This is a genomic window from Bacteroidota bacterium (genome assembly GCA_038746285.1).
Taxonomy (GTDB): Bacteria; Bacteroidota; Rhodothermia; order Rhodothermales; family JANQRZ01; genus JANQRZ01.
The window spans coordinates 1-19971 of sequence record JBCDKT010000066.1 but is presented as its reverse complement, the minus strand read 5'-3'; the positions used below and the strand labels follow the sequence as shown (position 1 = coordinate 19971).

The 19971-nt window shown below is 68.3% G+C and carries 21 protein-coding genes; 10 read left to right on the top strand and 11 right to left on the bottom strand.

Annotated features, from left to right (window positions below; genetic code table 11):
- Nucleotides 1-232 precede the first annotated feature (232 nt).
- Nucleotides 233-832, bottom strand: coding sequence for an NlpC/P60 family protein (locus AAGI91_15820; protein MEM1044079.1), 600 nt, complete (start codon nucleotides 830-832; stop codon nucleotides 233-235).
- Nucleotides 833-979: 147 nt separating this feature from the next.
- On the opposite strand from AAGI91_15820, the gene AAGI91_15815 reads away from it, so the two are divergent.
- The 5 genes from AAGI91_15815 (at nucleotide 980) to mgtE (ending at nucleotide 5059) form a co-directional block, all read left to right on the top strand.
- Complete coding sequence (locus tag AAGI91_15815) at nucleotides 980-1495, top strand: BrxA/BrxB family bacilliredoxin (protein ID MEM1044078.1); 516 nt, start codon at nucleotides 980-982, stop codon at nucleotides 1493-1495.
- 3 nt (nucleotides 1496-1498) lie between these two features.
- On the top strand, nucleotides 1499-2140 hold the full coding sequence (locus tag AAGI91_15810) for a Uma2 family endonuclease (GenBank protein MEM1044077.1): 642 nt from the start codon (nucleotides 1499-1501) through the stop codon (nucleotides 2138-2140).
- A gap of 78 nt (nucleotides 2141-2218) precedes the next feature.
- Nucleotides 2219-2797, top strand: a complete 579-nt coding sequence (locus AAGI91_15805) for a Uma2 family endonuclease (protein MEM1044076.1) — start codon at nucleotides 2219-2221, stop codon at nucleotides 2795-2797.
- A 10-nt stretch (nucleotides 2798-2807) separates the two neighbouring features.
- Complete coding sequence (gene rsmA, locus AAGI91_15800; protein MEM1044075.1) at nucleotides 2808-3587, top strand: 16S rRNA (adenine(1518)-N(6)/adenine(1519)-N(6))-dimethyltransferase RsmA; 780 nt, start codon at nucleotides 2808-2810, stop codon at nucleotides 3585-3587.
- A gap of 74 nt (nucleotides 3588-3661) precedes the next feature.
- Entirely contained in the window at nucleotides 3662-5059 is a 1398-nt protein-coding gene (gene mgtE / locus AAGI91_15795) for a magnesium transporter (GenBank protein MEM1044074.1), read from the top strand.
- Nucleotides 5060-5079: 20 nt separating this feature from the next.
- Here the strand turns inward: mgtE and AAGI91_15790 are convergent, their stop codons facing one another.
- The 5 genes from AAGI91_15790 to AAGI91_15770 all read right to left on the bottom strand — a co-directional run bounded on the left by AAGI91_15790 (nucleotide 5080) and on the right by AAGI91_15770 (nucleotide 7717).
- Nucleotides 5080-5433 (bottom strand): DUF1499 domain-containing protein, encoded by a 354-nt coding sequence (locus AAGI91_15790; GenBank protein ID MEM1044073.1) that lies wholly within the window; start codon nucleotides 5431-5433, stop codon nucleotides 5080-5082.
- 57 nt (nucleotides 5434-5490) lie between these two features.
- On the bottom strand, nucleotides 5491-5907 hold the full coding sequence (locus AAGI91_15785; GenBank protein MEM1044072.1) for a cytochrome c maturation protein CcmE: 417 nt from the start codon (nucleotides 5905-5907) through the stop codon (nucleotides 5491-5493).
- A 26-nt stretch (nucleotides 5908-5933) separates the two neighbouring features.
- Nucleotides 5934-6200, bottom strand: coding sequence for a CcmD family protein (locus AAGI91_15780; protein MEM1044071.1), 267 nt, complete (start codon nucleotides 6198-6200; stop codon nucleotides 5934-5936).
- Nucleotides 6201-6252: 52 nt separating this feature from the next.
- Nucleotides 6253-6969, bottom strand: coding sequence for a cytochrome c biogenesis protein CcsA (gene ccsA / locus AAGI91_15775; GenBank protein ID MEM1044070.1), 717 nt, complete (start codon nucleotides 6967-6969; stop codon nucleotides 6253-6255).
- 67 nt (nucleotides 6970-7036) lie between these two features.
- Complete coding sequence (locus AAGI91_15770; protein ID MEM1044069.1) at nucleotides 7037-7717, bottom strand: heme exporter protein CcmB; 681 nt, start codon at nucleotides 7715-7717, stop codon at nucleotides 7037-7039.
- A gap of 112 nt (nucleotides 7718-7829) precedes the next feature.
- On the opposite strand from AAGI91_15770, the gene AAGI91_15765 reads away from it, so the two are divergent.
- Nucleotides 7830-8705, top strand: a complete 876-nt coding sequence (locus tag AAGI91_15765; GenBank protein ID MEM1044068.1) for an ADP-ribosylglycohydrolase family protein — start codon at nucleotides 7830-7832, stop codon at nucleotides 8703-8705.
- Between the two features lie 115 nt (nucleotides 8706-8820).
- On the opposite strand, the gene murB is transcribed toward AAGI91_15765, so the two are convergent.
- Nucleotides 8821-9897 (bottom strand): UDP-N-acetylmuramate dehydrogenase, encoded by a 1077-nt coding sequence (gene murB / locus AAGI91_15760; GenBank protein ID MEM1044067.1) that lies wholly within the window; start codon nucleotides 9895-9897, stop codon nucleotides 8821-8823.
- Nucleotides 9898-10093: 196 nt separating this feature from the next.
- On the opposite strand from murB, the gene AAGI91_15755 reads away from it, so the two are divergent.
- On the top strand, nucleotides 10094-10927 hold the full coding sequence (locus AAGI91_15755) for an SPFH domain-containing protein (GenBank protein MEM1044066.1): 834 nt from the start codon (nucleotides 10094-10096) through the stop codon (nucleotides 10925-10927).
- Between the two features lie 88 nt (nucleotides 10928-11015).
- On the top strand, nucleotides 11016-11354 hold the full coding sequence (locus AAGI91_15750; protein ID MEM1044065.1) for a methylated-DNA--[protein]-cysteine S-methyltransferase: 339 nt from the start codon (nucleotides 11016-11018) through the stop codon (nucleotides 11352-11354).
- 20 nt (nucleotides 11355-11374) lie between these two features.
- Here the strand turns inward: AAGI91_15750 and aroA are convergent, their stop codons facing one another.
- From aroA to add, 3 genes are all read right to left on the bottom strand, one after another.
- Nucleotides 11375-12658, bottom strand: a complete 1284-nt coding sequence (aroA, locus tag AAGI91_15745) for a 3-phosphoshikimate 1-carboxyvinyltransferase (protein ID MEM1044064.1) — start codon at nucleotides 12656-12658, stop codon at nucleotides 11375-11377.
- Entirely contained in the window at nucleotides 12600-15578 is a 2979-nt protein-coding gene (locus AAGI91_15740) for an ATP-binding protein (protein ID MEM1044063.1), read from the bottom strand. The genes aroA and AAGI91_15740 overlap by 59 nt, the downstream gene beginning before the upstream one ends.
- A gap of 179 nt (nucleotides 15579-15757) precedes the next feature.
- Nucleotides 15758-16792 (bottom strand): adenosine deaminase, encoded by a 1035-nt coding sequence (add, locus tag AAGI91_15735; protein MEM1044062.1) that lies wholly within the window; start codon nucleotides 16790-16792, stop codon nucleotides 15758-15760.
- A 319-nt stretch (nucleotides 16793-17111) separates the two neighbouring features.
- On the opposite strand from add, the gene AAGI91_15730 reads away from it, so the two are divergent.
- Entirely contained in the window at nucleotides 17112-17387 is a 276-nt protein-coding gene (locus AAGI91_15730) for a twin-arginine translocase TatA/TatE family subunit (GenBank protein MEM1044061.1), read from the top strand.
- Nucleotides 17388-17644: 257 nt separating this feature from the next.
- Here the strand turns inward: AAGI91_15730 and AAGI91_15725 are convergent, their stop codons facing one another.
- Nucleotides 17645-18592 (bottom strand): transposase, encoded by a 948-nt coding sequence (locus AAGI91_15725; protein ID MEM1044060.1) that lies wholly within the window; start codon nucleotides 18590-18592, stop codon nucleotides 17645-17647.
- 343 nt (nucleotides 18593-18935) lie between these two features.
- Between AAGI91_15725 and sucD the strand changes: the two genes are divergently transcribed.
- Complete coding sequence (gene sucD / locus AAGI91_15720; protein ID MEM1044059.1) at nucleotides 18936-19817, top strand: succinate--CoA ligase subunit alpha; 882 nt, start codon at nucleotides 18936-18938, stop codon at nucleotides 19815-19817.
- Nucleotides 19818-19971 lie beyond the last annotated feature (154 nt).

Sequence of the window (19971 nt, the reverse complement as noted above, 5' to 3'; positions counted from 1 at the left end):
GAGGTCCTGCGAATCCGGTGGGACAGTGGGACAGTGGGACAGTGGGACAGTGGGACAGTGGGACAGTGGGACAGTGGGACAGTGGGACAGTGGGACAGTGGGACAGTGGGACAGTGGGACAGTGGGACAGTGGGGAAAGGCGACGCTGGAAAAGTTCCTTCGGTCTACCTCCGCGCCGACCGTCCGACCGTCCGACCGTCCACTGGTTCACCGTCCTCTGTCCGACCGGCTCCTACCATCCGGAGCGCATCGGGCCCGACGGCCCGGGCGGCGTCTCTGGCGAGCTCTGGACGGCAACCGGCGGGGCAGCGGGAATTCCCGTTCCCACGTCGAGGAAGCGCCGGGCAGTCCAGTAGGTCCGCTGGAAGTGCCGCTTGGTGAAGTCGTCCACGAGCACGCGGTCCTGCGACGACGACGCGTGGAGTAGCCGGTCGCCGTCGAGGTAGATGCCGACGTGGCGCCGGTTCGGACCGGTGCGGAAGAAGACGAGGTCTCCCGTGCGGAGGTCGCTTCGGGCCACCTCGCGGCCCTCGCGGACCTGGGTGCGCGTCGAGCGCGTCAGGCCGAGGCCGAAGGCGCCGGCGTAGACCGCCCGGACGAGCGCCGAGCAGTCGACTCCGCTCCGCGTCGTGCCGCCGAAGCGGTAGGGCGTGCCGAGCCAGTCCTCGGCGGCGGCCAGGAGCCGCCGCTCCGTGTCGATCTCGTTCGTCGGGGGGAGGCGCTGGGCCTGCTCCGTAGCCGGACTCGGGCCCCGGACGGCGCTGCCCGTGCCGCAGCCCGCCAGGAGAACGAGCGCGCCGAGGGCGATAAAGGTGGAGCGAAATGTGGGCATACTGCGGTGAGGTCGTGAAGAAAAGGTACGGCCCGCGGGCGAAACGGCCAACCGAGCCGCCGAGGCGTCGCACCGGGGAACTCCGGTCCAGGGCGTGGATTCACGACGTTCGCTGTCACAACATCCGATCCACCAGAGCTTTTTGCCATGCCCTACCCCGAGCCGCTCGTCCAGCCTATGCGCGCCGAACTCACCACTCTCGGCGTCGATGAACTCACCGACGGGGCCGCCGTCGACCAGGCGATGGAGGCCGCCGAGGGGCAGACGGTGCTGGTCGTCGTCAACTCCGTCTGCGGGTGTGCGGCGGCCAATGCCCGCCCGGCCGTCACCTTCGCCAAGCAGGCCGAGGTGCCGCAGCCGGACCGCTACGTGACGGTCTTCGCCGGCCAAGACCTCGAAGCGACGGCCCGGATGCGCGAGTACCTCCAGGGCATTCCGCCGTCGTCGCCGTTCATGGCCCTCCTCAAAGACGGCGACCCGGTCTTTGTGCTGGAGCGTCGCCACATCGAGGGCCGCTCGGCGAGCGCGATCGCCACCGATCTCGTTGGGGCCTTCGAGACCTACTGCGGCACCGACGCTGCTGCCAACGGCGAGGCCGAGCGCCCCGACACGGCCGAAGACGCCAGCGACGAGTTGCCCAGCACCTTCCGCTCGATTCTCTGAGCCATGCCTGCGTCCACCGCTCGGCCCCGCTCCGTGCCTCGCTCGGCTCCGACGCTGACGCCGTACGAGGAGTACCGAACGCGCTTCTCGAACGGCGAGAAAGGCAACCTCATCCACGGCCGAGCTATTCTCGAAATGTCGTCTAACTACGGGCACGAGCAGCTCTTCAGGCTGCTCTACTTTGTCCTCACGGGGTACGCCAGCGCGAAGGATTTAGGCGAAGTCCTCGGTTCGCGGACCCTCGTCAAGATCGACGAGCAGAGTGGGTTCGAGCCGGACGTGCTCTTCATTCGCAACGACCGGCTCTCGATCCTCACCGAGCAGGACGTGCAGGGCGCGCCCGACCTCGCCGTCGAGATCGTCTCGCCCTCGTCGCGGAAGGATGACCGGGGACCGAAGTTCGACGGCTACGAGCGCCTCGGCGTGCCCGAGTACTGGCTGATCGACCCCGAGCGCCGCGAGGCCGACTTCTTCCGGCTCGAAGACACCGACAGCGGCCCGCGCTACCGCGCCGCGCCGTTGTCCGGCGGCGTCTTCGAGAGTGCGGCCGTGCCCGGCTTCCGGCTCGATCCGCAACTCCTCTTCCAGGATCCGCTCCCCAGCGAGTTCGAGATGCTGCAACGCCTGCTCGGCGACGAAGCGTAGATTGGCGCTCGACGCCGCGAGGTTTCCGCTATGCCTGCATCTGCTGCCCAGTCTCGTTCCGTCTCCCGCTCGCCGGGGATGACGCCGTACGAGCGCTACGTCCGCACCTTCCCAGAAGGTGTTAAAGGCGACCTCATCGGCGGCGAGGCCATCATCGACATGTCGATCACGAAAATCCATGAGCAGATTCAGGCATTCCTGCTGTCTGTGCTCAGGCTCTACGTGCGCGAGAAAGGACTCGGCGAGGTGCTCGGTTCGAAGACGACCATGCGGGTGGACGACGAGAACGGCTACGAGCCAGATGTCTTTTTCCTCAGCAAGGACCGCCTCGACACCTTCGGCACGAAGGACATCCGGGGACCCGTCGACGTAGCGGTCGAGATCGTCTCTCCCTCGTCCGGCAAGCGGGACCGGGTGACGAAGTTCGAGGGCTACGAGCGGGTCGGCGTGAGCGAGTACTGGCTGATCGACCCCGAGCGCCGCGAGGCCGTCTTCTACCGGCTCGACGAGGGCACGTATAAGGCCGTGCCGTTGTCCGGCGGGGTCTTCGAGAGCGCGGCCGTGCCGGGCTTCCGGCTCGACCCGCAGGTGCTCTTCCAGGACCCGCTCCCGAGCGAGTTCGAGATGCTGCAGCGCCTGCTCGGCGGCGAAGTGTAGGTCTGGCCTGGTGTCTGTCCGCCCAAAGAAGTCGCTCGGCCAGAACTTCCTCCGGGACCCGAACACGGTCCGCAAGATCGTGGCGGCGGTCGAGGGTCCGGTGGGTGCCGCAGTTGTCGAGATCGGGCCGGGGACGGGGGCGCTGACAGGCGACTTGCTACAGCGCTATCCTGATCTGACCGCCATCGAGGTAGACGAGCGGGCCGTGGTGCACCTCCGCGAAACGCTGCCCGGCCTCGACGTGCGGCATGGCGACGTGCTGGAGACCGACTGGGCGGCGCTGGCAGCCGAAAAAGGCGAGCGGCTGTGGGTGGTCGGCAACCTGCCCTACTACATTACCTCGCCGATTCTCTTCTCGCTCCTCGACGCGCGGCAGCACCTCCAGCGGGCCGTCGTGATGATGCAGAAGGAGGTCGCCGAGCGGCTCGTGGCCGTGCCGCGCACGAAGGCGTACGGCATCCTCAGCGTGCAGACCCAGTTGCTCGCGCGCCCGGCGCTGCTCTTCGAGGTGAGCCGCCACGTCTTCCACCCGAAGCCCGACGTGACAAGCGCCGTCGTCGCGCTTGGCTTCGACGCCCCCGACCTCGGCGTGGACGTCGAGCGGCTGCGGCGGACAGTGCGGACGGCGTTCAACCAGCGCCGCAAGACGCTCCGCAACAGCCTCAAGCCGATCACCTCGGAAACGGGCTATGCCGTGCCCGACGACCTGGCCGGGCGCCGCCCCGAAGCCCTGGCGCCCGCTGAGTTCGTCGGGCTCGCGCGCGCACTTTTCGGCGAGGCGGGCGCGTAGCACGGCCGCCAGCAGTCTATCTTCCGGCCCCGTGTTCTCCGCGGCAGTGGTGCCGCGCCCCGACCTGGTTTTCTGTGGCTGATCTCGCTCCCGACCTAGAGCGCCCTCCGCGCATCGAAGTCGACGAAACGCTCGTCGACGACATCGGTACGCTCCTCCGGGACGAGCAGCGCGGGATGGTGCTTAACCTCGTCGCGGACCTCCACCCGGCGGACCTCGCGGACCTCATCCTGCACCTCGCGCCGGACGACGCCGACGCGCTCTTCGGCTGGCTCCCCGAGGACAAGGCCGGGGCCGTGCTCCCGGAACTGGAGACCGCCCGGCGCTCCGACCTCCTCGACGAGATGCCGGCGAGCGAGATCGTCTCGCTCCTCGACGAGATCGACACGGACGACGCCGCCGACGTCCTCGCCGACCTACCCGACGCTGTCGCCGAGCAGGTCCTGCCCCAGCTCGAAGACGCCGCCGAGGTCGAGGCGCTCCTCCACTTCGGAGACGAGACGGCGGGCGGGCTCATGGAAACGGACTACGTCTCCACCCGCCTCGCCGCGACGGTCGACCACGCGACGGAAGAGCTGCGCCGCTGCGCGGCCGAGGTCGACCCGGTCTACGTGGTCTACGTCCTCGACGAGGGCGACCGGCTCGTCGGGATCGTGGACCTCAAGACGCTCGTCCTCGCCCGGGGCGGGGCGGCGATCTCGGACATCATGGACCCCGAGGTCGTGACCGTCGAGCCGGAGCTCGACCAGGAAGACGTGGCGCGGATCATGGAGCGCTACGACCTCGTCGCCCTCCCCGTCGTCAGCGCCGACGGCCGGATGCTGGGGCGGATCACGATCGACGACATCGTGGACGTGATCCGCGACGAGGCCGAGGAGGACCTGCAGCGGGCGAGCGGGATCGCCGGCGACGAAGAGATCACGGCTTCGGTCTGGGCGATCTCGAAAGGCCGGCTGGTCTGGCTGATGATCGGCCTCGTCGGGGCCTACGGGTCGGGCCTCGTAATCCGCGGGTTCGAGGGGGCGCTCGAGGCCGCTGCCGTGCTCGCCATGTTCATCCCCATCGTCATGGCGATGGCAGGCAACGCCGGGATCCAGTCGTCGGCGATTGCCGTGCAGGGCCTCGCCTCGGGCGACCTGTGGAGTTCGGACGTGGTGCGGCGGATCGGCAAGGAGCTCGCCGTGGCGCTCCTGAACGGCATCGCCCTCGCCGCCGCGCTCGCCGTCATCGTCCTCGTGATGGGGGCCGCCGGTGGCCTCGGCGATGCCGACACGCCGCGTCTCGCGCTCACCTCGGCCGTCTCGCTCCTCGTCGTGATCGTCCTCGCCACCGTCCTCGGCGCGACGGTCCCGCTGCTCCTCGACCGCGTCGGGATCGACCCCGCGCTCGCCACCGGCCCGTTCATCACGACCTCGAACGACATCATCGGCCTCGCCGTGTTCTTCGGCGTGGCGTCAGTGCTTTATCTGTAGGGGTTTGATTGACCAAACCGCTACGTCAGCGCGTCGAACAGGGCGCGCACGCGGCGGCGGTTCACGCCGAGGTCGCCCAGCCCGACGCGGCTCGCGCTGCGGACGTGCAGCACCGCGCCGTTTTGATGTGGTTCAACGCGCAGGTGCAGGTCGTCGGTGAAAAGGCCGGTGCTGAAGACGGCATGGAAGCCGAGGCCGTCGGCGTCCTGCTCGACGCTCTTCGCAGATCCGATCGTCAGTCCCCGGACCGCGCGAACCGCCTCAAGCGCGGCGGCGAACAGCACCTCGGGATCGCGGTCGAAGGGGCGCGTCTCACGCGTGCAGTTCGTCGGGACGCCGCAGGGCGGGAGTGGGTTGGTAGGTAGATCAGACATCAGAATAAAAAAAGCGCAACCCCGGACGGAGGCTGCGCGAGAGGGGAGAGCCGGAGCCTAGAACGAGGCCGACTGCGCGGGCGGAGACGGATCGGCGACCTCGAACTCGCGCTCGTCGTTGTACTTCGACGGGCACTTGATCAGGATGTGCTCGGCGACGAACGCGTCGCCCTCCATCCGGCCCTCGATCACCACCTGCTCGGCGTCCTCGAAGTTGGCGGGCTTCGGATTCAGGTAGCGGACCTCGCGCACGGTACCGTCCTCGTCCTTCATCCAGAACGAAAAGACGTTGGCCTCGCGGTCGTAGGTCGTCGGCTGCGCCTGGACCCACTCGCCGACGACGTGGGCGTAGGCGTCTTGCTCGGCGGCCTCGGTGAAGCTCATGTACCCGCCGACGCTCTCGCCGAAAGAGCGCAGCATCAGGAACGTAAACCCGGCCATTAGGACGAGGCTTATGATCGTCTTGGGTTTCATACGAGCCGAACGGGTAGAGACTGATTCTACGTGCCTACGGTGTCTTCGCGTTCCGGCCGGGCGTCAAGATCCTGTTCGATCCGCGCGAGGCGGCGGTCGGTGCGGAGGAGAAAGAACAGCACCCCGAACCAGATAATGAGCACGACCGCGAGGACGACGTAGAGCTTGTCCTGCTGCAGCATCACGGCCTCCAGCCCCACCGGCGCGGCCTCCGGGAGGGCGGCCCACACGCTGTCGTAGACGGCCGTGCCGGGAGCTTCGGTCGAGTCCGTAGGAGTGATCGGAAGCTGCATGGCCGAAGTTAAAACTACACCCGCGGCGGCTGTGCGAAAGTCGGTGGAAATGTCAGGCCCCGACTAGAACGGCCTCTTCCACCTGCCGCTCGGCCAGCCGGACCCGGACGCGCTGCGTGTAGATCCACCAGAAGAGCGCGATGAACCCGACGACCGCCGGGTAGAACACGACCCGCATCTCCGGCGCGAGGTCGGTCTGGCTGAAGGCCGGGTTGCCCTCGGCACCGGGGTGCAGGCTGTCGAGCTGGCGCGGCAGCACGTAGAGTAGGAACGGCATCACCGCTGTCGCGAACAGGTTGTAGACCGCCGCGATCCGTCCCCGCTTGCGCGGCTCCTCCACCGACGAGCGCAGCACGAAGTAGGCCGCCAGGATCATCAGCTGCACCGCCGCCATCGACTGCTTCGGGTCGAAGTTCCACCACTTGCCCGTCCCGACGTACCACGTGAAGCGCGCCCACACGATCCCGGTCACGAGGCCGAGGATGCCGAAGAGCATCGCCACGAGCGCAGCCTGCTCGGCCCGCACGTCGCGCTCCACGGTCGGCGCAGCGAGATAGCGCGCCGAGTAGACGGCCGAGACCAGCATCCCCGCCATCAGCGTGAACCACATCGGGACGTGGAAATACAGGTTCCGCGCCGACTCCTCCAGGATGTTCAGCCGCGGAATCGACAGCGCGAAGCCTGCCACGATCACCCCCGTCATCCACACTGCGATGCCAGCGGTGAACGTCCGGTAGGCGGTTCCGTAGCGGGAGCGCGTCGAAGGCATGGCGAAGGCGTTGATGAGCGCGGTTTGCACCCCGCCGCTAGCGCCGGGTTTCCGGCCGTCCTCGCCTTCAATCGTTCCACACGTAGTCGAACAGCAGCACCGAGGCTGTGATCACGACGCCAGCATACGCGCCCAGGGTCACGAGGTCGCCCGCCGACGCCGCCCACGGCCCGGCCGAGGCCCCCAGGAGGAGGGCCCGCTGCGTCACCCGCACCACCGTCAGCAGGAGCGGAATCAGGAGCGGGAAGGCTAGTACCGGCAGGAGCGGCCCGCTGCTGGCTGCCCGCGCGATGATCGCCGAGAGCAGCGTCGTCGCCCCGGCCAGGCCCAGCGCCCCGAGCGCGAGCGTCGCCACGAGCAGCCCGACGGCCTCCACCTCTAGCCCGAGCACGAGCACGAACCCCGCCGCCGCGAGCGCATTCATCGCCCCGACGAGGAGGACGTTGAACAGCAGCTTGCCCGCGTAGACCATGCTCGGCCGCGTGTGGAGCCTGAGCAGCAGGACCGTCCCGCGCTCCTCCTCGGCCACGAACGCCCGACCCAGCCCTACCGCGCCGGCGAACACGATCACCACCCACAGCAGCGCCGACGCTACGCGCTCCCCAACCTCGCCCGTCCCGATGGCAAACGCCACCAGGAGCAGCGCCGACACCACGAACAGCAGCAGCGCGCTCACCGCGTAGCGCGTCCGCAGCTCCAGGCGCAGGTCTTTCACGAACACTGCCCAGGTGCCGGCGAGCCAAGTCATCGGGAGAGGGTTAGAGGATAGCGGATGGAAGATCGAGGATAGGGCACAGACAATCCATCTTCCATTCTCTATTCTCCATCGTTCAACACAACGCCAGCCAGCAGCAGGACGCATGACTCCACCCGACAAGGTTCTCGGCACCCTCCTCGGCAGCGCCGTCGGCGACGCCCTCGGCATGCCGATCGACGGTCTCAGCCACCAGAACGTCCGCACCTACTACAAAGGCGTCAAAGCCTACCGCGACGACGAATACCGCCGCGACCTCGGGGCCGGACAGTGGACCCGGCACACGCAGCGCCTCTTCGCCCTCGTCCGCGCCCTCGCCGGCGGCTCCGACAATCTCGCCAATCGCTATGCCGAGGAGTTGACTGGCCTCACGCTCCGCCGTCCCGCCGACCCCGCAACGGCTACCAGTGACGCCGCCGTCCTCGCCAGCGCCCTCAGCCTCGCCGGTGACGACAGAACGTCTCCTCTCGACCGCCTTGCGGACATCCTCGGCGACGAGGCCGGTCCTGTCGCTCTCGCCGCCGCCGCCGGGCAGGTCGAGGCCGTCCGGCTTCTCCTCGCCGCTGACCCCGGTACCCTCGACGGCCCTGCGTTCTTCCACGCCGTCACCGACGCCGCCGTCCGCGCCGAGACTCACCTGAGCGCCTCCACTGCCGTCTCCGACCGCCTCCGCACCCTCGCCGGTCACCTCGACGCCTTCCCGCTCGACCTGCAGGACCTGTGCGCCGGCACCGGCCCGGCTGCCGACGAGGCGTGGCCCTTCGCCCTCGCCATGCTCGCCCGCAACCCGGCGCTGCTGGAGGCGACGATGCTGCCTGGGGTCAACGTCGGCGGGGCTGCCAGTGCCATCGGCGCCCTGCTCGGGGCGCTCCTCGGGGCGCTCCACGGGTGGTCAGCGTTTCCCGAGGCGTGGCGGGCCGGGCTGGAAGACGTGGGCCGTCTCGAAGCTGAAGCGAGGGCCTGTGCCAAATCGTCGGTGTAGGGGCGCAGCATGCCACCCCCCTACAATGCCGGGACGCACTGCACACTCAGAGAGACTATCGCCCGGTCTCTCCTCACCCTCCGTTCCCTCCCCGCCGGGCAGTCCCGAGACCTACTCAGCGCCGCTCCGCGTCCCGGTGCGCCTCGGTGTGCCCGCCCGGCGGCAGGCCGCCCGAAAACCCGTCCTCGTTCTCCCAGCCCCGCGGCGGCAAGTCGTCCGGCAGATCGCCGAAGTCGCCGATCATCCCGATCTCCGTCGAGAGCCGGTAGCCCTGGTCGGCCTCCACGGTCCGCTGGATGTGCCCGATGAGCCGCCGCACGTCCGCCGCCGTTGCCCCGCCGGCGTTGATCATGATGTTGGCGTGGCGCCGCGTCACCTCGGCCCCGCCGATCCGGTGGCCCTTGAGGCCCGCCCAGTCGATCAGCCGTCCGGCGCCGACGCCCTCGATCTTCTTGAAAATCGATCCCGCGCTGGGCTCGGTGTCGAGGGGCGGGTGCCGCTCCTGGCGCCACGCGAGGTTCGCTGCCATGATCTCGCGCATCCGCGCCTCGTCGCCTGGCTCTAGCTGAAACGTCGCGGCGAGGACGAGGTCGGCCCGGTCGTGGAGGATCGAGTAGTCGTAGCCGAAGTCGAAGTAGTCCCGGTCCACGGTCACGCGCTCGCCCTCTTCCGTCAGGAGGTCGGCCGAGTGGACGACCTCGGCGATGAACATCGTCCGCTCGCGCTCGGGCGGCGGCGAGAGGAAGTGGAGGTTCTGCCACAGCGCCCCACCGACGCTCGATGGGATGCCGACGTAGTGCTCCAGACCTGAGAGCCTTGCCGACACCGCCTGCTCGATTAGGTCGGGGTAGACGACCGTCCCGCTCTCGGCCGACACCCGCCCTGTCGCCTCGTCGATCCGCACATGCGTTGCCCGGTTGCGGATCACGAAGCCGCGGAAGCCGTGGTCGCCGACCAGGATGTTGGCACCGAGACCGAGGAGGAAGAAGGGCACGTCCAGTTCGCGCGCCAGCGCGAGGGCGGCCGCCAGTTCGTCAGCGGTGTGGGCCTCGTAGAACAGGTCCGCCGGGCCGCCGATTTTGAACGTCGTGTACGGGGCCAGTTCCTCGCCCACCCGCACTCGCTCGGCCCCGAGCGCGTCGCGGAGCCAGGCCAGTTCGTCGGGACGGGCTACCACGGGAGAGTCAGGCATCGATGGGAAAGGAAGAGGGGACAGGGAGCGCGGCCAAGCCAGTGCCGTTGCAGCATACCAGACGCGCGCGGCCCCAATCGGTTCGGAATCCATGAAACACCCCGGCGGTGCACTGCCGAGCACCCTAGCGGTGCATCCGCTACGTTAAATCCGCGTATCCTCCCGCCTCCACTTTGCCTCAACCCACCGTACCCTCATGGCGAACACCTATCCCAACCTGACCCGTGCCGCCGGGCGCTTCGGCGTCGTCCTCGCCGGCGTCCTGCTCCTGATGCTCATCGCCGCGGGCTGCATGACCAAGTCCATCGGCGCCGGCGAGCAGGGCGTCAAGTTCAGCTACTTCTCCGGCACCAACATGGACCGGAGCTACGACGAGGGCTTCCACGTCTTCCTGCCGTGGGAGACGATCATCGACTACGACGTGCGCAACAAGAACCAGGACGAGGAGATCGAGGTCCTCTCCTCGAACGGGCTCACGATCCGCATGGACCTCTCGGTCCGCTACCGGCCCGACGCCGAGGTCCTCCCCGAACTCCACACCACCTACGGGCAGGAGTACTACGAGCGCCTGATCCGGCCCGAGCTGCGCAGCGTCGCCCGCGAGGTCGTCGGCCAGTTCACGCCCGAGGAACTCTACTCCACGCGCCGCGCCGAGCTTCAGGAGCAGATCGAGCAGAACCTCGGGGCTGCCGTCGAGCGCGGCTTCGTCGAACTCGACGCCGTGCTGATCCGCGACATCGAACTCCCCGAGCAGATCCGCCGCGCGATCGAGAACAAGCTCGAGGAGGAGCAGCGCGTCGAGCAGGCCCGCCTCTCGATCGCCCGCGCCGAGCAGGAGGCCGAGCGCAAGCGCGTCGAGGCCAGCGGCGACGCCGACCGCGCCCGGATCATCGCCGAGAGCCTCTCGCCGTCGTTCCTCCAGTTCCAGGGCATCCAGGCGACCCGCGAACTCGCCCAGTCCAACAACTCGAAGGTCGTCGTCATCGGTGCCGGCGACGGCGGGCTGCCCGTCATCCTCGGCGACCAGTAGCGGGGACCCGTGAGGCGTGATGGGCGAGGGTGCCCGCCGCAACGGCGGAGGCTGTCCCCACCCACCACGCCTCACGAACCACGTCGCCATGTCCGACGAGCGCTCTGACTTCTTCCAGCGGGTCTGGGACGTGGTCGCCGAGATTCCCACGGGCCGGGTGACGACCTACGGTTACATCGCGGAGCACCTCGGCGCGAAGCGCTCGGCGCGGGTCGTCGGGTGGGCGATGAAGGCGGCGGTCGGCTCCGGCCTGCCGTGCCACCGCGTTGTCAACCGGCGCGGGGCACTCACCGGGCGGCTGCACTTCGAGACGCCGACCGTGATGGAGGAGCGCCTCCGCTCCGAGGGCGTCGCCTTCACCGACGAGGGCGCGGTAGACCTCCGGCAGCACCTCTGGATTCCAGGCGAGACGAGGGTGAACAGGTAGGGGTTTGATTAATCAAACCCCTACGTCCCGGCGAGGGTGGCGATTGCGTCCCAGAAACCGGGGAACGAGACGGTCACGCAGTCGGCGTCGCGGACGGTGGTTTCGCCCGTCGCGGCCAGCCCCGCCACCGCCGCCGCCATCGCAATCCGGTGATCGCCCTCGCTCTCGACGGTGGCTCCGTGCAAGGTCGGCTTACCGTCGATCACGAGGCCGTCGGCTCGCTCCGTCACCTCGGCCCCCATCGCCCGGAGAAACGCCGCCGTCGCCGCGATCCGGTCGGTCTCTTTGTGCCGGAGCTCCTCCGCGTCCCGGATTTCGGTTCGCCCCTCGGCATAGGCTGCGGCCACGGCGAGGGCGGGAATCTCGTCGATCAGGTTCGGGATGAGGTCGCCGCCGACGGTGAGGCCGTGGAGCCGTCCGCCCTCGTTCTGCACCGTCAGGTCGGCCAGCGGCTCGTGGCCCCGCGTCCGCTCGTTCGTCACGGTGATGTGCGCGCCCATCGCCCGGAGCAGGTCGAGAAGGGCGCTCCGCGACGGGTTCAGCCCAACGCTCCGCATCTCGACGTGGCTGTGGGGCACGACGGCCCCGGCAACCAGGAAAAAGGCTGCCGCCGAGAAGTCGCGTGGGACGATCCAGGGCTGCACCCGCACCGTGCGCCCGCCTTCGACGGTGATGTGCCGCTGCCCGCCTAGCTCCATCGTGTCGAGGCCGAGCATCCGCTCGGTGTGGTCCCGCGAGGGCACAGACTCGATGACCGTCGTGCAGCCTTCGCCGAGGAGGCCGGCGAGGAGGATGCAGCTTTTGACCTGCGCCGAGGCGACAGGGAGAACGTACTCGATCCCGCGCAGCGCGCCGCCGGTGATGCGGACCGGGGCGTGTCCGTCGGCTAGATCGACGCGGGCTCCCATCCGGCGGAGCGGCTCCGCGATGCGCTCCATCGGGCGCTGCGAAAGGGAGGCGTCGCCGGTGAGCACGGACGCGAACGGCTGCCCGGCGAGGAGGCCCGCGAGCAGGCGCATCGTCGTCCCTGAGTTGCCGCAGTCAATCGGGACGGTGGGGGCGGTGAATCCGCGCAGACCCCGGCCGTGGATCGTCAAGTCGTCCTCGTGCGCCTCGACCCGAACGCCGAGGGCGCGCAGCGCGCCGAGCGTAGCCTGCGGGTCGGCGGCGTCGGAGAAGCCGACGATCTCGGACGGTCCTTCGGCGAGGGCCGCGAGGAGAGCGGCGCGGTGCGAGACGGACTTGTCAGCCGGCAGGCGGAGGCGGCCCGCTAGGCCCATCGCTGGCTGGATCGATCGGGTCATCGGGACGCGGCGTGGACGTGAAGGCCGAGGCGTCCATGCGGAACGTCTCGTCGCTTGGCGGAGGGGGTTCGGTGCCCAGCACGAACGCGTCGTCCACGCTAAACGCACCCTCCGCGTTGAAGGTGTTGTCTAAGCCGGGGACGTCGTCTACGCGGAGCGCGTCGTGCGCGTTGAACGCACCGTCTGCGCTGAAGGCATTGTCTGTGCCGACCGCGTCGTCGGCGTGGAGCGTGTCATCGGCGAAGGTCACCGGGTCCGCCGAGGCGACGGGTTCGGCGACGATCTGTTCGATGGCGACCGGTTCGGCGGTGATTAGGACGTCGTCGGGGGCGAGGGCGGGTTCGGGGACCAGGTCGGCAGGGGGCTGGGCGAGGTCGGCAGGGGGCTGGACGAGGTCGGCAGGGGGCTGGACGAGGTCGGCGGGTGCCGCCTCGGGCGGGGTGGGGACAACGCTCTGGTCGAAGACCGCATCGTTGAAGGTGCTGGCGTCGTCAAAGCTACCATCGAGGAGGGTCTCCAGGTTGGGTCCGTCGTTTTCTTCCGGCACGACGAGGGCGTCCTCGACCGAGGCCAGCAGCACCTCCTTGCGGAAGGGCTTGGCCACGTAGTCGTCGAAGCCTTCGCGCAGGAACCGGTCCTCGTCGCCGGGCAGGGCGTAGGCCGTCACGGCGACAGCCGGGACGCGCTCGTAGCCTTCGATCCCGCGGATCTCGTGGAGCAGGTCGATCCCCGAGCGGTCGGCCCCGAGGTTGATGTCGACGAGGAGGATGCGGTACTGGTTGTAGCGCGCCTGCTCGATGGCCTCCTCCGGGCTCGTGGCGATGTCGGTCTCGTAGTCCTGGAGCATGAACTGCGCCATGTAGGCGTTCTGCGCGTTGTCCTCGATCAGGAGGATGTCCCGCTGCATGCGCTCGTCGGGGGCCGGGGGTGAAGCGAAGGTCAGCTCCTCGGAGCGGGAGGTCGCCATCTCCTCGGTCTCCCAGGGGTAACGCGCGGCCGACGGCTCCGAGGACTCCGGCTCCTCCGGGCGGTCGCCGGCGGGGAGCGTCTCGGGCACCTGCTCGACCGGGACGCGCGGGAAGCGGATCGAGAAGGCGCTCCCGATGCCCTTGATGCTCTCGACGGAGATCTCGCCGCCCATCATCTCGACGAGCTTCTTGGTGATGGCCAGGCCGAGGCCGGAGCCCTCGTGGCTGCGCTTGAGCCCGGTCGACTCCTGCTTGAAGTCGTCGAAGAGGTGGGGGAGGAACTGCTTCGAGATGCCGACGCCGGTGTCGCGCACGGTGAGGATGGCCTCCTCGTCCGTCGCCTCGACCTCGACCGAGACCGCGCCCTCGCGCGTGAACTTGATGGCGTTGCCGATGAGGTTGTTCAGGATGCGGTGGAGGCAGCTCCGGTCGATCTGCGCGTAGACCGGCTTGTCGGCTGGCTCGACGCGGAGCAGGAGGCCCCGCTTGTCGGCGACCTGCTTCAGCACGCGGGCCGACGCCTCGGCCTCCTCGAAGACGTTCAGCACCTCGACCTCGGGCTGCACCTCGCCGGCCTCGATGCGGGCCATCTCGAGGACCGAGTTGATCGTGTCCAGCAGCCGGGTGCCGGCGTCCTCGATGATCTTCGCGAGGTTCTTGTGCTCGCCCTCGACGCCCTCGGCGAGCACCTGGGCCGAGCCGAGGATGCCCGTCAGCGGGGTGCGGATCTCGTGGCTCATGTTGGCCAGGAAGGCGTCGCGGAGGTGGACCATCTGCTCGGCCTCCTCCTTGGCCTCGATCAGCTCGGTCTCGAACTGCTTCTGCTTCGTGATGTCCTTGGCGACGATCACGAGGCCCTGGACCTCGCTGCCGTCGCGGACGAGGGCGCTCGAGAGCGAGACCGGGATGCCCGTGCCCGCCTTCGCCCGGAAGCTGGTCTCGACGTTGCCGGTGAGGGCCTGCTCGATGGTCTGCTTGATCTCGACCCCCCGGTTCCGGCCGGTGTGGGCGAAGATCGCCATGACGGCCTTGCCGAGGAGGTCGCTCCGCTCGAAGCCCAGCATGTCGAGCGCGGCCTGGTTGACCATCGAAATCTTGACGTTCGGGTCGACGACGACGAGCGGGTCGGCCATCGACTGGACGATGTTCTCGACGTAGCCCTTCGAGACGGTCGTGCTGGAGAACTGGTCCATCATCTCGTTGATGGCGCGCCCGAGCTGGCCGATCTCGTTGTTCGAGGTGATCTCGACACGCTCGTCGAGCCGGCCCTCGCCGATGGCGCGGGCGGCGGCGGTCAGCTCTCTGAGCGAGCGGCCCACGAAGCGCGTCAGGTAGATACCGAGCACCAGCACAATGAACAGCAGCAGGGCCGAGGCGCTCACGCCGATGCGTCCGGCCCAGACGCCGGTCCGCTCGACCCGGTCGGCCCGCTCTTCGAGCGTCTCCTGCACCTTGCCGGCGCGCTGCGACAGCACGGGCTGGAACGTGCCGAGGTAGAACGGCTCGAGTTCCTCGTAGAAAATGGTGGATGCTTCGGCCGGGTCCGTCGCGCTCAGTGCGGCGAGTCGCTCCGCCTGGCCCTGGTAGGTCCCGAACGCCTGGCGGATCGCGCCGAGCGTCGTCTCGCGCGGGCTGTACTCGCGGCTCTGGGCGAGCTGGCGGCCGAAGACCGAGAGGTGGCCGGTGAGGGTCTCGCGCGCCAGCGTCGCAGCTTCACCCTCGGGGGCCTCGGCGCTCTCGATGAGCACCTGCTGCACCGTCGCCTGGCTCGCCTGCGCCGCCTGGATCATGGCGTAGGCGCGCTCGAGCTCGATCAGCGAGTTGGCACCGAGGGCGTCGGCGTCGCGCTCGACCCACTGGCCGAGGGTGACGGCGAGGTAGCCGATGCCGCCGACCAGGAGGGCGATGAGGAAGAAGCTCAGCGCAAGCTTGTGCGTGACCTTGAAAGACATAATGGGAGCAGTTGATCGCACAAAGCAGCCCGTGCCGCGAGGCGTGCTTCGCCAGAAGGGAACGGCAGAAACGCACGGAGGTGTGGCGTCCTGCCGCTCTGGTATCGGCGGCGAAAACGTCGTGCTTAAGCCTCGTATGGCCCCGGTATGAGCCTCGGATGGTCCTGTGCTCGGGCGCGTTACGCCGAGAGGTCAGACTCGATCTCACGCAGCAGCGCCTGCTTCTCGTGCCACGGCAGAAACGCGTAGCGGAACCCGTTGCGGACGACCTCGCGGAGCGCCTCGGCCCCGACGCCGCAGCGGGTGTGGACGAGCCACAGCTCGTCGGTTACGGTCGTGTGGCTGAAGAGCCGGTTGTCCGTGTTGACCGTGACGGCCACGCCGGCCTCGATGTACGCGCCGATGGGGTGGGTCTCGTAGCCGGAGACGACGTGCGTCTGGACGTTGCTCGTCGGGCACATCTCGAGCGGGACCCGGTGGTCGACCACGTAGCGCAGCAGGTCCGGGTCCTGCCGGAGCGTCACGCCGTGCCCGATGCGGTGCGCCCCGCAGTGGAACAGCGCCTGCCGGATCGACTCCGGCCCGAACGACTCGCCGGCGTGGATGGTGATGCCGAGGGCGTGGTTGCGGGCGTAGTAGAACGCGTGGAGGTGCTGCTTAGGCGGGTGGCCCGTCTCGCCGCCTGCGAGGTCGAACGCCACGGCCCCGCGCCCGAAGTAGCGCGCCGCGAGTTCGGCCTGTGCCAGCGAGGCGCTCTCGTAGCGGTCCCGCAGACCGCAGATGATGAGGCCGGTCTGGATGCCGAAGGCGCGCTCGGCGTCCTGCAGCCCGGCGAGGACGGCGTCGTTCACCTCGTCGAGCGACAGCCCCTCTTCGGTGTGAAGGATCGGGCCGTAGCGAACTTCGAGGTAACGGACGTTCTCGCGGGCATTGTCTTCGGCCAGTTCGTAGGCGATCCGGCGGAGCGCCTCCGGGGTCTGCATCAGCGGGATCGTGTAGCCGAACCACGCTAGGTACTCCTCCAGCGTCTCCGCGTCGTCGATCTGACGGAGGATGGCGCGGAGGCCGTCTTCGTCCTGCGCTGGGAGCACGGACAGCTTGCCCTGCTCGGTGGCGAGGTCGAGCATGGTCGAGAGCCGGAGCGAGCCGTCGAGGTGGCAGTGGAGTTCGGCTTTGGGCCAGGCGAGGAGGTCGTCGCGGGAGAGGGCGGGCATGTGTCGGTGGAACGAACGGTGAGACGGAGGACGGTGAGACGGAGGACGGTGAGACGGAGGACGGTGAGACGGTGGGCGAGAAAGGACGGGCAAGGTACCGAGGCCGCCGCGCTCCGCGCCGGTGCCCATTCCCCCTTTCGCCCATCCTCCCTTTCCCTCCTGACCCTCCATTCTCTCCACGCCGAAACGATCCTCTCGGCCGACCCTCACCCCGGAACCGTGCGGTTTCGGGAACGCTTCAAGCGGGCGTGTTGCTCGCGCGGGAGCGCATCGCTACCTTGACGCTGCCCGCTGTCGTCCCACCTGCACGGTTGCTGCCATGTCGCTCGGCCCGTTCGAAATCGCTCTCATCTTCCTCGTTATCCTGCTCCTCTTCGGCGCGAAGCGGATTCCCGAGATCGCGCGCGGGATGGGCAAGGGCATCCGCGAGTTTAAGGACGCCACCGCCGACGTGAAGCGCGAGCTGACCGTTGACGACACGCCCCCGCCGCGCCGGGGCATCGAAGCGCCGCCCGCCACCCAGCCCCGCGCCGACGCGTCCGCGCAGCAAGCGGCCCCAGTCAAGCCTGATATTGAGCAAGAAGGCTCGCGGTAGAGCTCGGATGCGCCTCATCACTATCGCGACCTTCAATTTTGCTTCTCAGGTATACCTTGCTAAGTCGCTGTTAGAGACCCAGGGGATTGTCTGTCGCATTACCAACGAGCATTCAGGCAGTTCTGAGGGGGTAGGGCTTCAGGTTCCAGAGGATGCAGTGGAGGCAGCGCTCGGCATCTTAGATGGTGTCGAACCACCTGCCGAACAGGAGGACGATTCGCGGTTAGTATCTGTCGGGACGTTGCTCTGTTGAGAAGCTATGTCATGACAGGCTGCACACCTAGAATGATGAGCCGGTAGAGGTTGTAAACCAGGCCGCGCAAGAGCGCCTGCGCCTCCTGCATAGCCGGGAGCCGCGCCGTCAAGCGCTCCCCCCACTTCCGCTTCACCACCGACATCAACGTCTCGACCAGCCACCGCTGGCCGTAGACCCTCCGCGGCTCACTCTCACCGGCGACGCCGAGCGCGGCGCACCCGAGCGCGGCCACCATCTCGGCCCGGTAGCGCCCGCGCGGCCCGGCCACGTAGCGGCGCGTCTTGGCCGGGATCAGCGACTTGACTCCGAGACGCTCTCGGCAGAAGACGTGGTTGCGCTCGGAGTCGTAGCCCGCGTCGGCCAGGACAAGCGCACCCGGTACCGAGGCAATTGAAGCCTCAGCCAGCGGCGGGAGGTCTGGGTAGTCCCCGCACGGGCCGAGCTTCGAGAGTTGAGCGGTGATGAGTTGGGGGCCGGTCCAGAGTGCTGCAGCCCACTTCTGGTAGCCCCGGGCGCGATGCGTAGTCGGCCCGTGCTTGCGGCGGCGCTGCTCGAAGTAACGCGAGGCGTGGCCGCAGTAGAGCCCGGTCGAGTCGATGGCAACGAGGTCCCGCTGGGGAGGGTCATGGCCGGAGGCCTTGAAGAGCCGCAGGGTCTCAACGAGCGCATCGGCGATGACACGGCCGGTCGCTTTGTCGCGCGCGAAGCGCCAGAGCGTGGAGTAGTCGGGGACCGCCGTGAGTCCAAGGGCTTCGCGGAGGCCATCGGAGAGTTCGAGCGTCTCCTGCGCGGTGCGGTAGTCGAGGCCGAGGTACTCCTTGACGAGCAGGCAGGCCAGCAGTTGGGGCTGGGTGTAGCGCTCGGGAGCGAACTTGTGGGCGCGTGCGGGGAGGGTGCGTTCGGCGACGGAGTGAGCCAGGTGGGCGAAGGTGAGGAGGCGGTTGGGCATGAGCGTAGCGGCAGGTGGTTCGGCTTCTACGCTCGTCGTAGCTTGGAGTCGCCGCAAGCTTCTCAACAGAGCATCGGGACGTTTGATAACCCGCTCGGTGCCCATGCAGTAGCTGCTGTGCTTGACAAAGCTGGTATTCAGCACAGCGTTATCGGTGAAGGTGCATTCGGAGCTGGAAGTCGCATCTCTGTCCTTGTAGCGGAGCAGGATGTGCAAAGGGCAATGGACGCACTCGAAGATTCTTGAGAGGCACCATGCTTCTTAACCCAGAACCCAACACTCGCTGGCCTGCGCCGCGCTACCTTTCGGACTCGTCTTTCCCCATCGTACCCCTCCCGTCTCCATGAGCATTCTCGTTGACAAGAACACCCGGCTCATCGTGCAGGGCCTCACCGGCAAGGAAGGCACCTTCCACGCCGAGCAGATGATCGAGTACGGCACCAACGTCGTCGCGGGCGTCGTCCCCGGCAAGGGCGGGCAGACCCACATCGACCGGCCCGTCTACGACTCCGTCCGCGAGGCGGTCGAGGCCGAGCGCGCCAACACGACCTGCATCTTCGTGCCGCCGGCGTTCGCGGGCGGGGCCATCATCGAGGCCGCCGAGGCGGGCGTCGAGGTCATCGTCTGCATCACCGAGGGTATCCCGGTGGCCGACATGATCCCGGCCTACGCCTACGTCCAGAAGAAAGGCGCACGCCTCATCGGCCCGAACTGCCCCGGCGTGCTCACCCCCGGCGACGCGGTCAAGGTCGGCATCATGCCGACGATGATCTTCTCGGCCGGACCGGTCGGCGTGATCTCGCGCTCGGGCACGCTCACCTACGAGGCCGTCGACCAGCTCACGCGCCAGGGCCTCGGCCAGACGACCGCTGTCGGCATCGGCGGCGACCCCGTGATCGGGACGCAGTTCATCGACGCGCTCCAGCTCTTCCAAGACGACGCCGCCACCGAGGCGGTCGTGATGATCGGCGAGATCGGCGGCTCGGCCGAGGAGGAGGGCGCGGCCTACGTGAAGGAGCACATGACGAAGCCGGTCTTCGGGTTCATCGCCGGCCGCACGGCACCGCCCGGCCGGCGGATGGGCCACGCGGGTGCCATCGTCTCCGGCGGCAAAGGCACGGCCGACGCCAAGCTCGACGCGATGCGCGCCGCCGGCATCACGGTCATCGAGAACCCGGCCGAGATCGGGGAGACCGTCAAGGCGCACATCGCGCAGGTGGCGTAGAGTTGGACAATTAGTGGTCCTCTTTCCAGATCAACGAGGTACGCTGATCATTATGCGAATTGTGGAAATGCTTAGGCCAGCGAAGATCAACTGCTGGCCACGCAGCTAAAAACGTGGCTTGCCAATGAGTCTTAAGCCACGACCTTGTCAGTCG

Bases quoted from the DNA above. Each gene is read 5' to 3' on its own strand.
- AAGI91_15815 (MEM1044078.1), top strand. From the start codon at position 980: ATGCCCTACCCCGAGCCGCTCGTCCAGCCTATGCGCGCCGAACTCACC.
- sucD (MEM1044059.1), top strand. From the start codon at position 18,936: ATGAGCATTCTCGTTGACAAGAACACCCGGCTCATCGTGCAGGGCCTC.
- AAGI91_15785 (MEM1044072.1), bottom strand. From the start codon at position 5,907: ATGAAACCCAAGACGATCATAAGCCTCGTCCTAATGGCCGGGTTTACG.
- aroA (MEM1044064.1), bottom strand. From the start codon at position 12,658: ATGACCCGATCGATCCAGCCAGCGATGGGCCTAGCGGGCCGCCTCCGC.
- AAGI91_15730 (MEM1044061.1), top strand. From the start codon at position 17,112: ATGTCGCTCGGCCCGTTCGAAATCGCTCTCATCTTCCTCGTTATCCTG.
- AAGI91_15750 (MEM1044065.1), top strand. From the start codon at position 11,016: ATGTCCGACGAGCGCTCTGACTTCTTCCAGCGGGTCTGGGACGTGGTC.
- AAGI91_15790 (MEM1044073.1), bottom strand. From the start codon at position 5,433: ATGTCTGATCTACCTACCAACCCACTCCCGCCCTGCGGCGTCCCGACG.
- AAGI91_15740 (MEM1044063.1), bottom strand. From the start codon at position 15,578: ATGTCTTTCAAGGTCACGCACAAGCTTGCGCTGAGCTTCTTCCTCATC.
- ccsA (MEM1044070.1), bottom strand. From the start codon at position 6,969: ATGCCTTCGACGCGCTCCCGCTACGGAACCGCCTACCGGACGTTCACC.
- murB (MEM1044067.1), bottom strand. From the start codon at position 9,897: ATGCCTGACTCTCCCGTGGTAGCCCGTCCCGACGAACTGGCCTGGCTC.
- AAGI91_15765 (MEM1044068.1), top strand. From the start codon at position 7,830: ATGACTCCACCCGACAAGGTTCTCGGCACCCTCCTCGGCAGCGCCGTC.
- AAGI91_15810 (MEM1044077.1), top strand. From the start codon at position 1,499: ATGCCTGCGTCCACCGCTCGGCCCCGCTCCGTGCCTCGCTCGGCTCCG.
- AAGI91_15780 (MEM1044071.1), bottom strand. From the start codon at position 6,200: ATGCAGCTTCCGATCACTCCTACGGACTCGACCGAAGCTCCCGGCACG.
- AAGI91_15805 (MEM1044076.1), top strand. From the start codon at position 2,219: ATGACGCCGTACGAGCGCTACGTCCGCACCTTCCCAGAAGGTGTTAAA.
- AAGI91_15770 (MEM1044069.1), bottom strand. From the start codon at position 7,717: ATGACTTGGCTCGCCGGCACCTGGGCAGTGTTCGTGAAAGACCTGCGC.
- AAGI91_15755 (MEM1044066.1), top strand. From the start codon at position 10,094: ATGGCGAACACCTATCCCAACCTGACCCGTGCCGCCGGGCGCTTCGGC.
- AAGI91_15725 (MEM1044060.1), bottom strand. From the start codon at position 18,592: ATGCCCAACCGCCTCCTCACCTTCGCCCACCTGGCTCACTCCGTCGCC.
- add (MEM1044062.1), bottom strand. From the start codon at position 16,792: ATGCCCGCCCTCTCCCGCGACGACCTCCTCGCCTGGCCCAAAGCCGAA.
- AAGI91_15820 (MEM1044079.1), bottom strand. From the start codon at position 832: ATGCCCACATTTCGCTCCACCTTTATCGCCCTCGGCGCGCTCGTTCTC.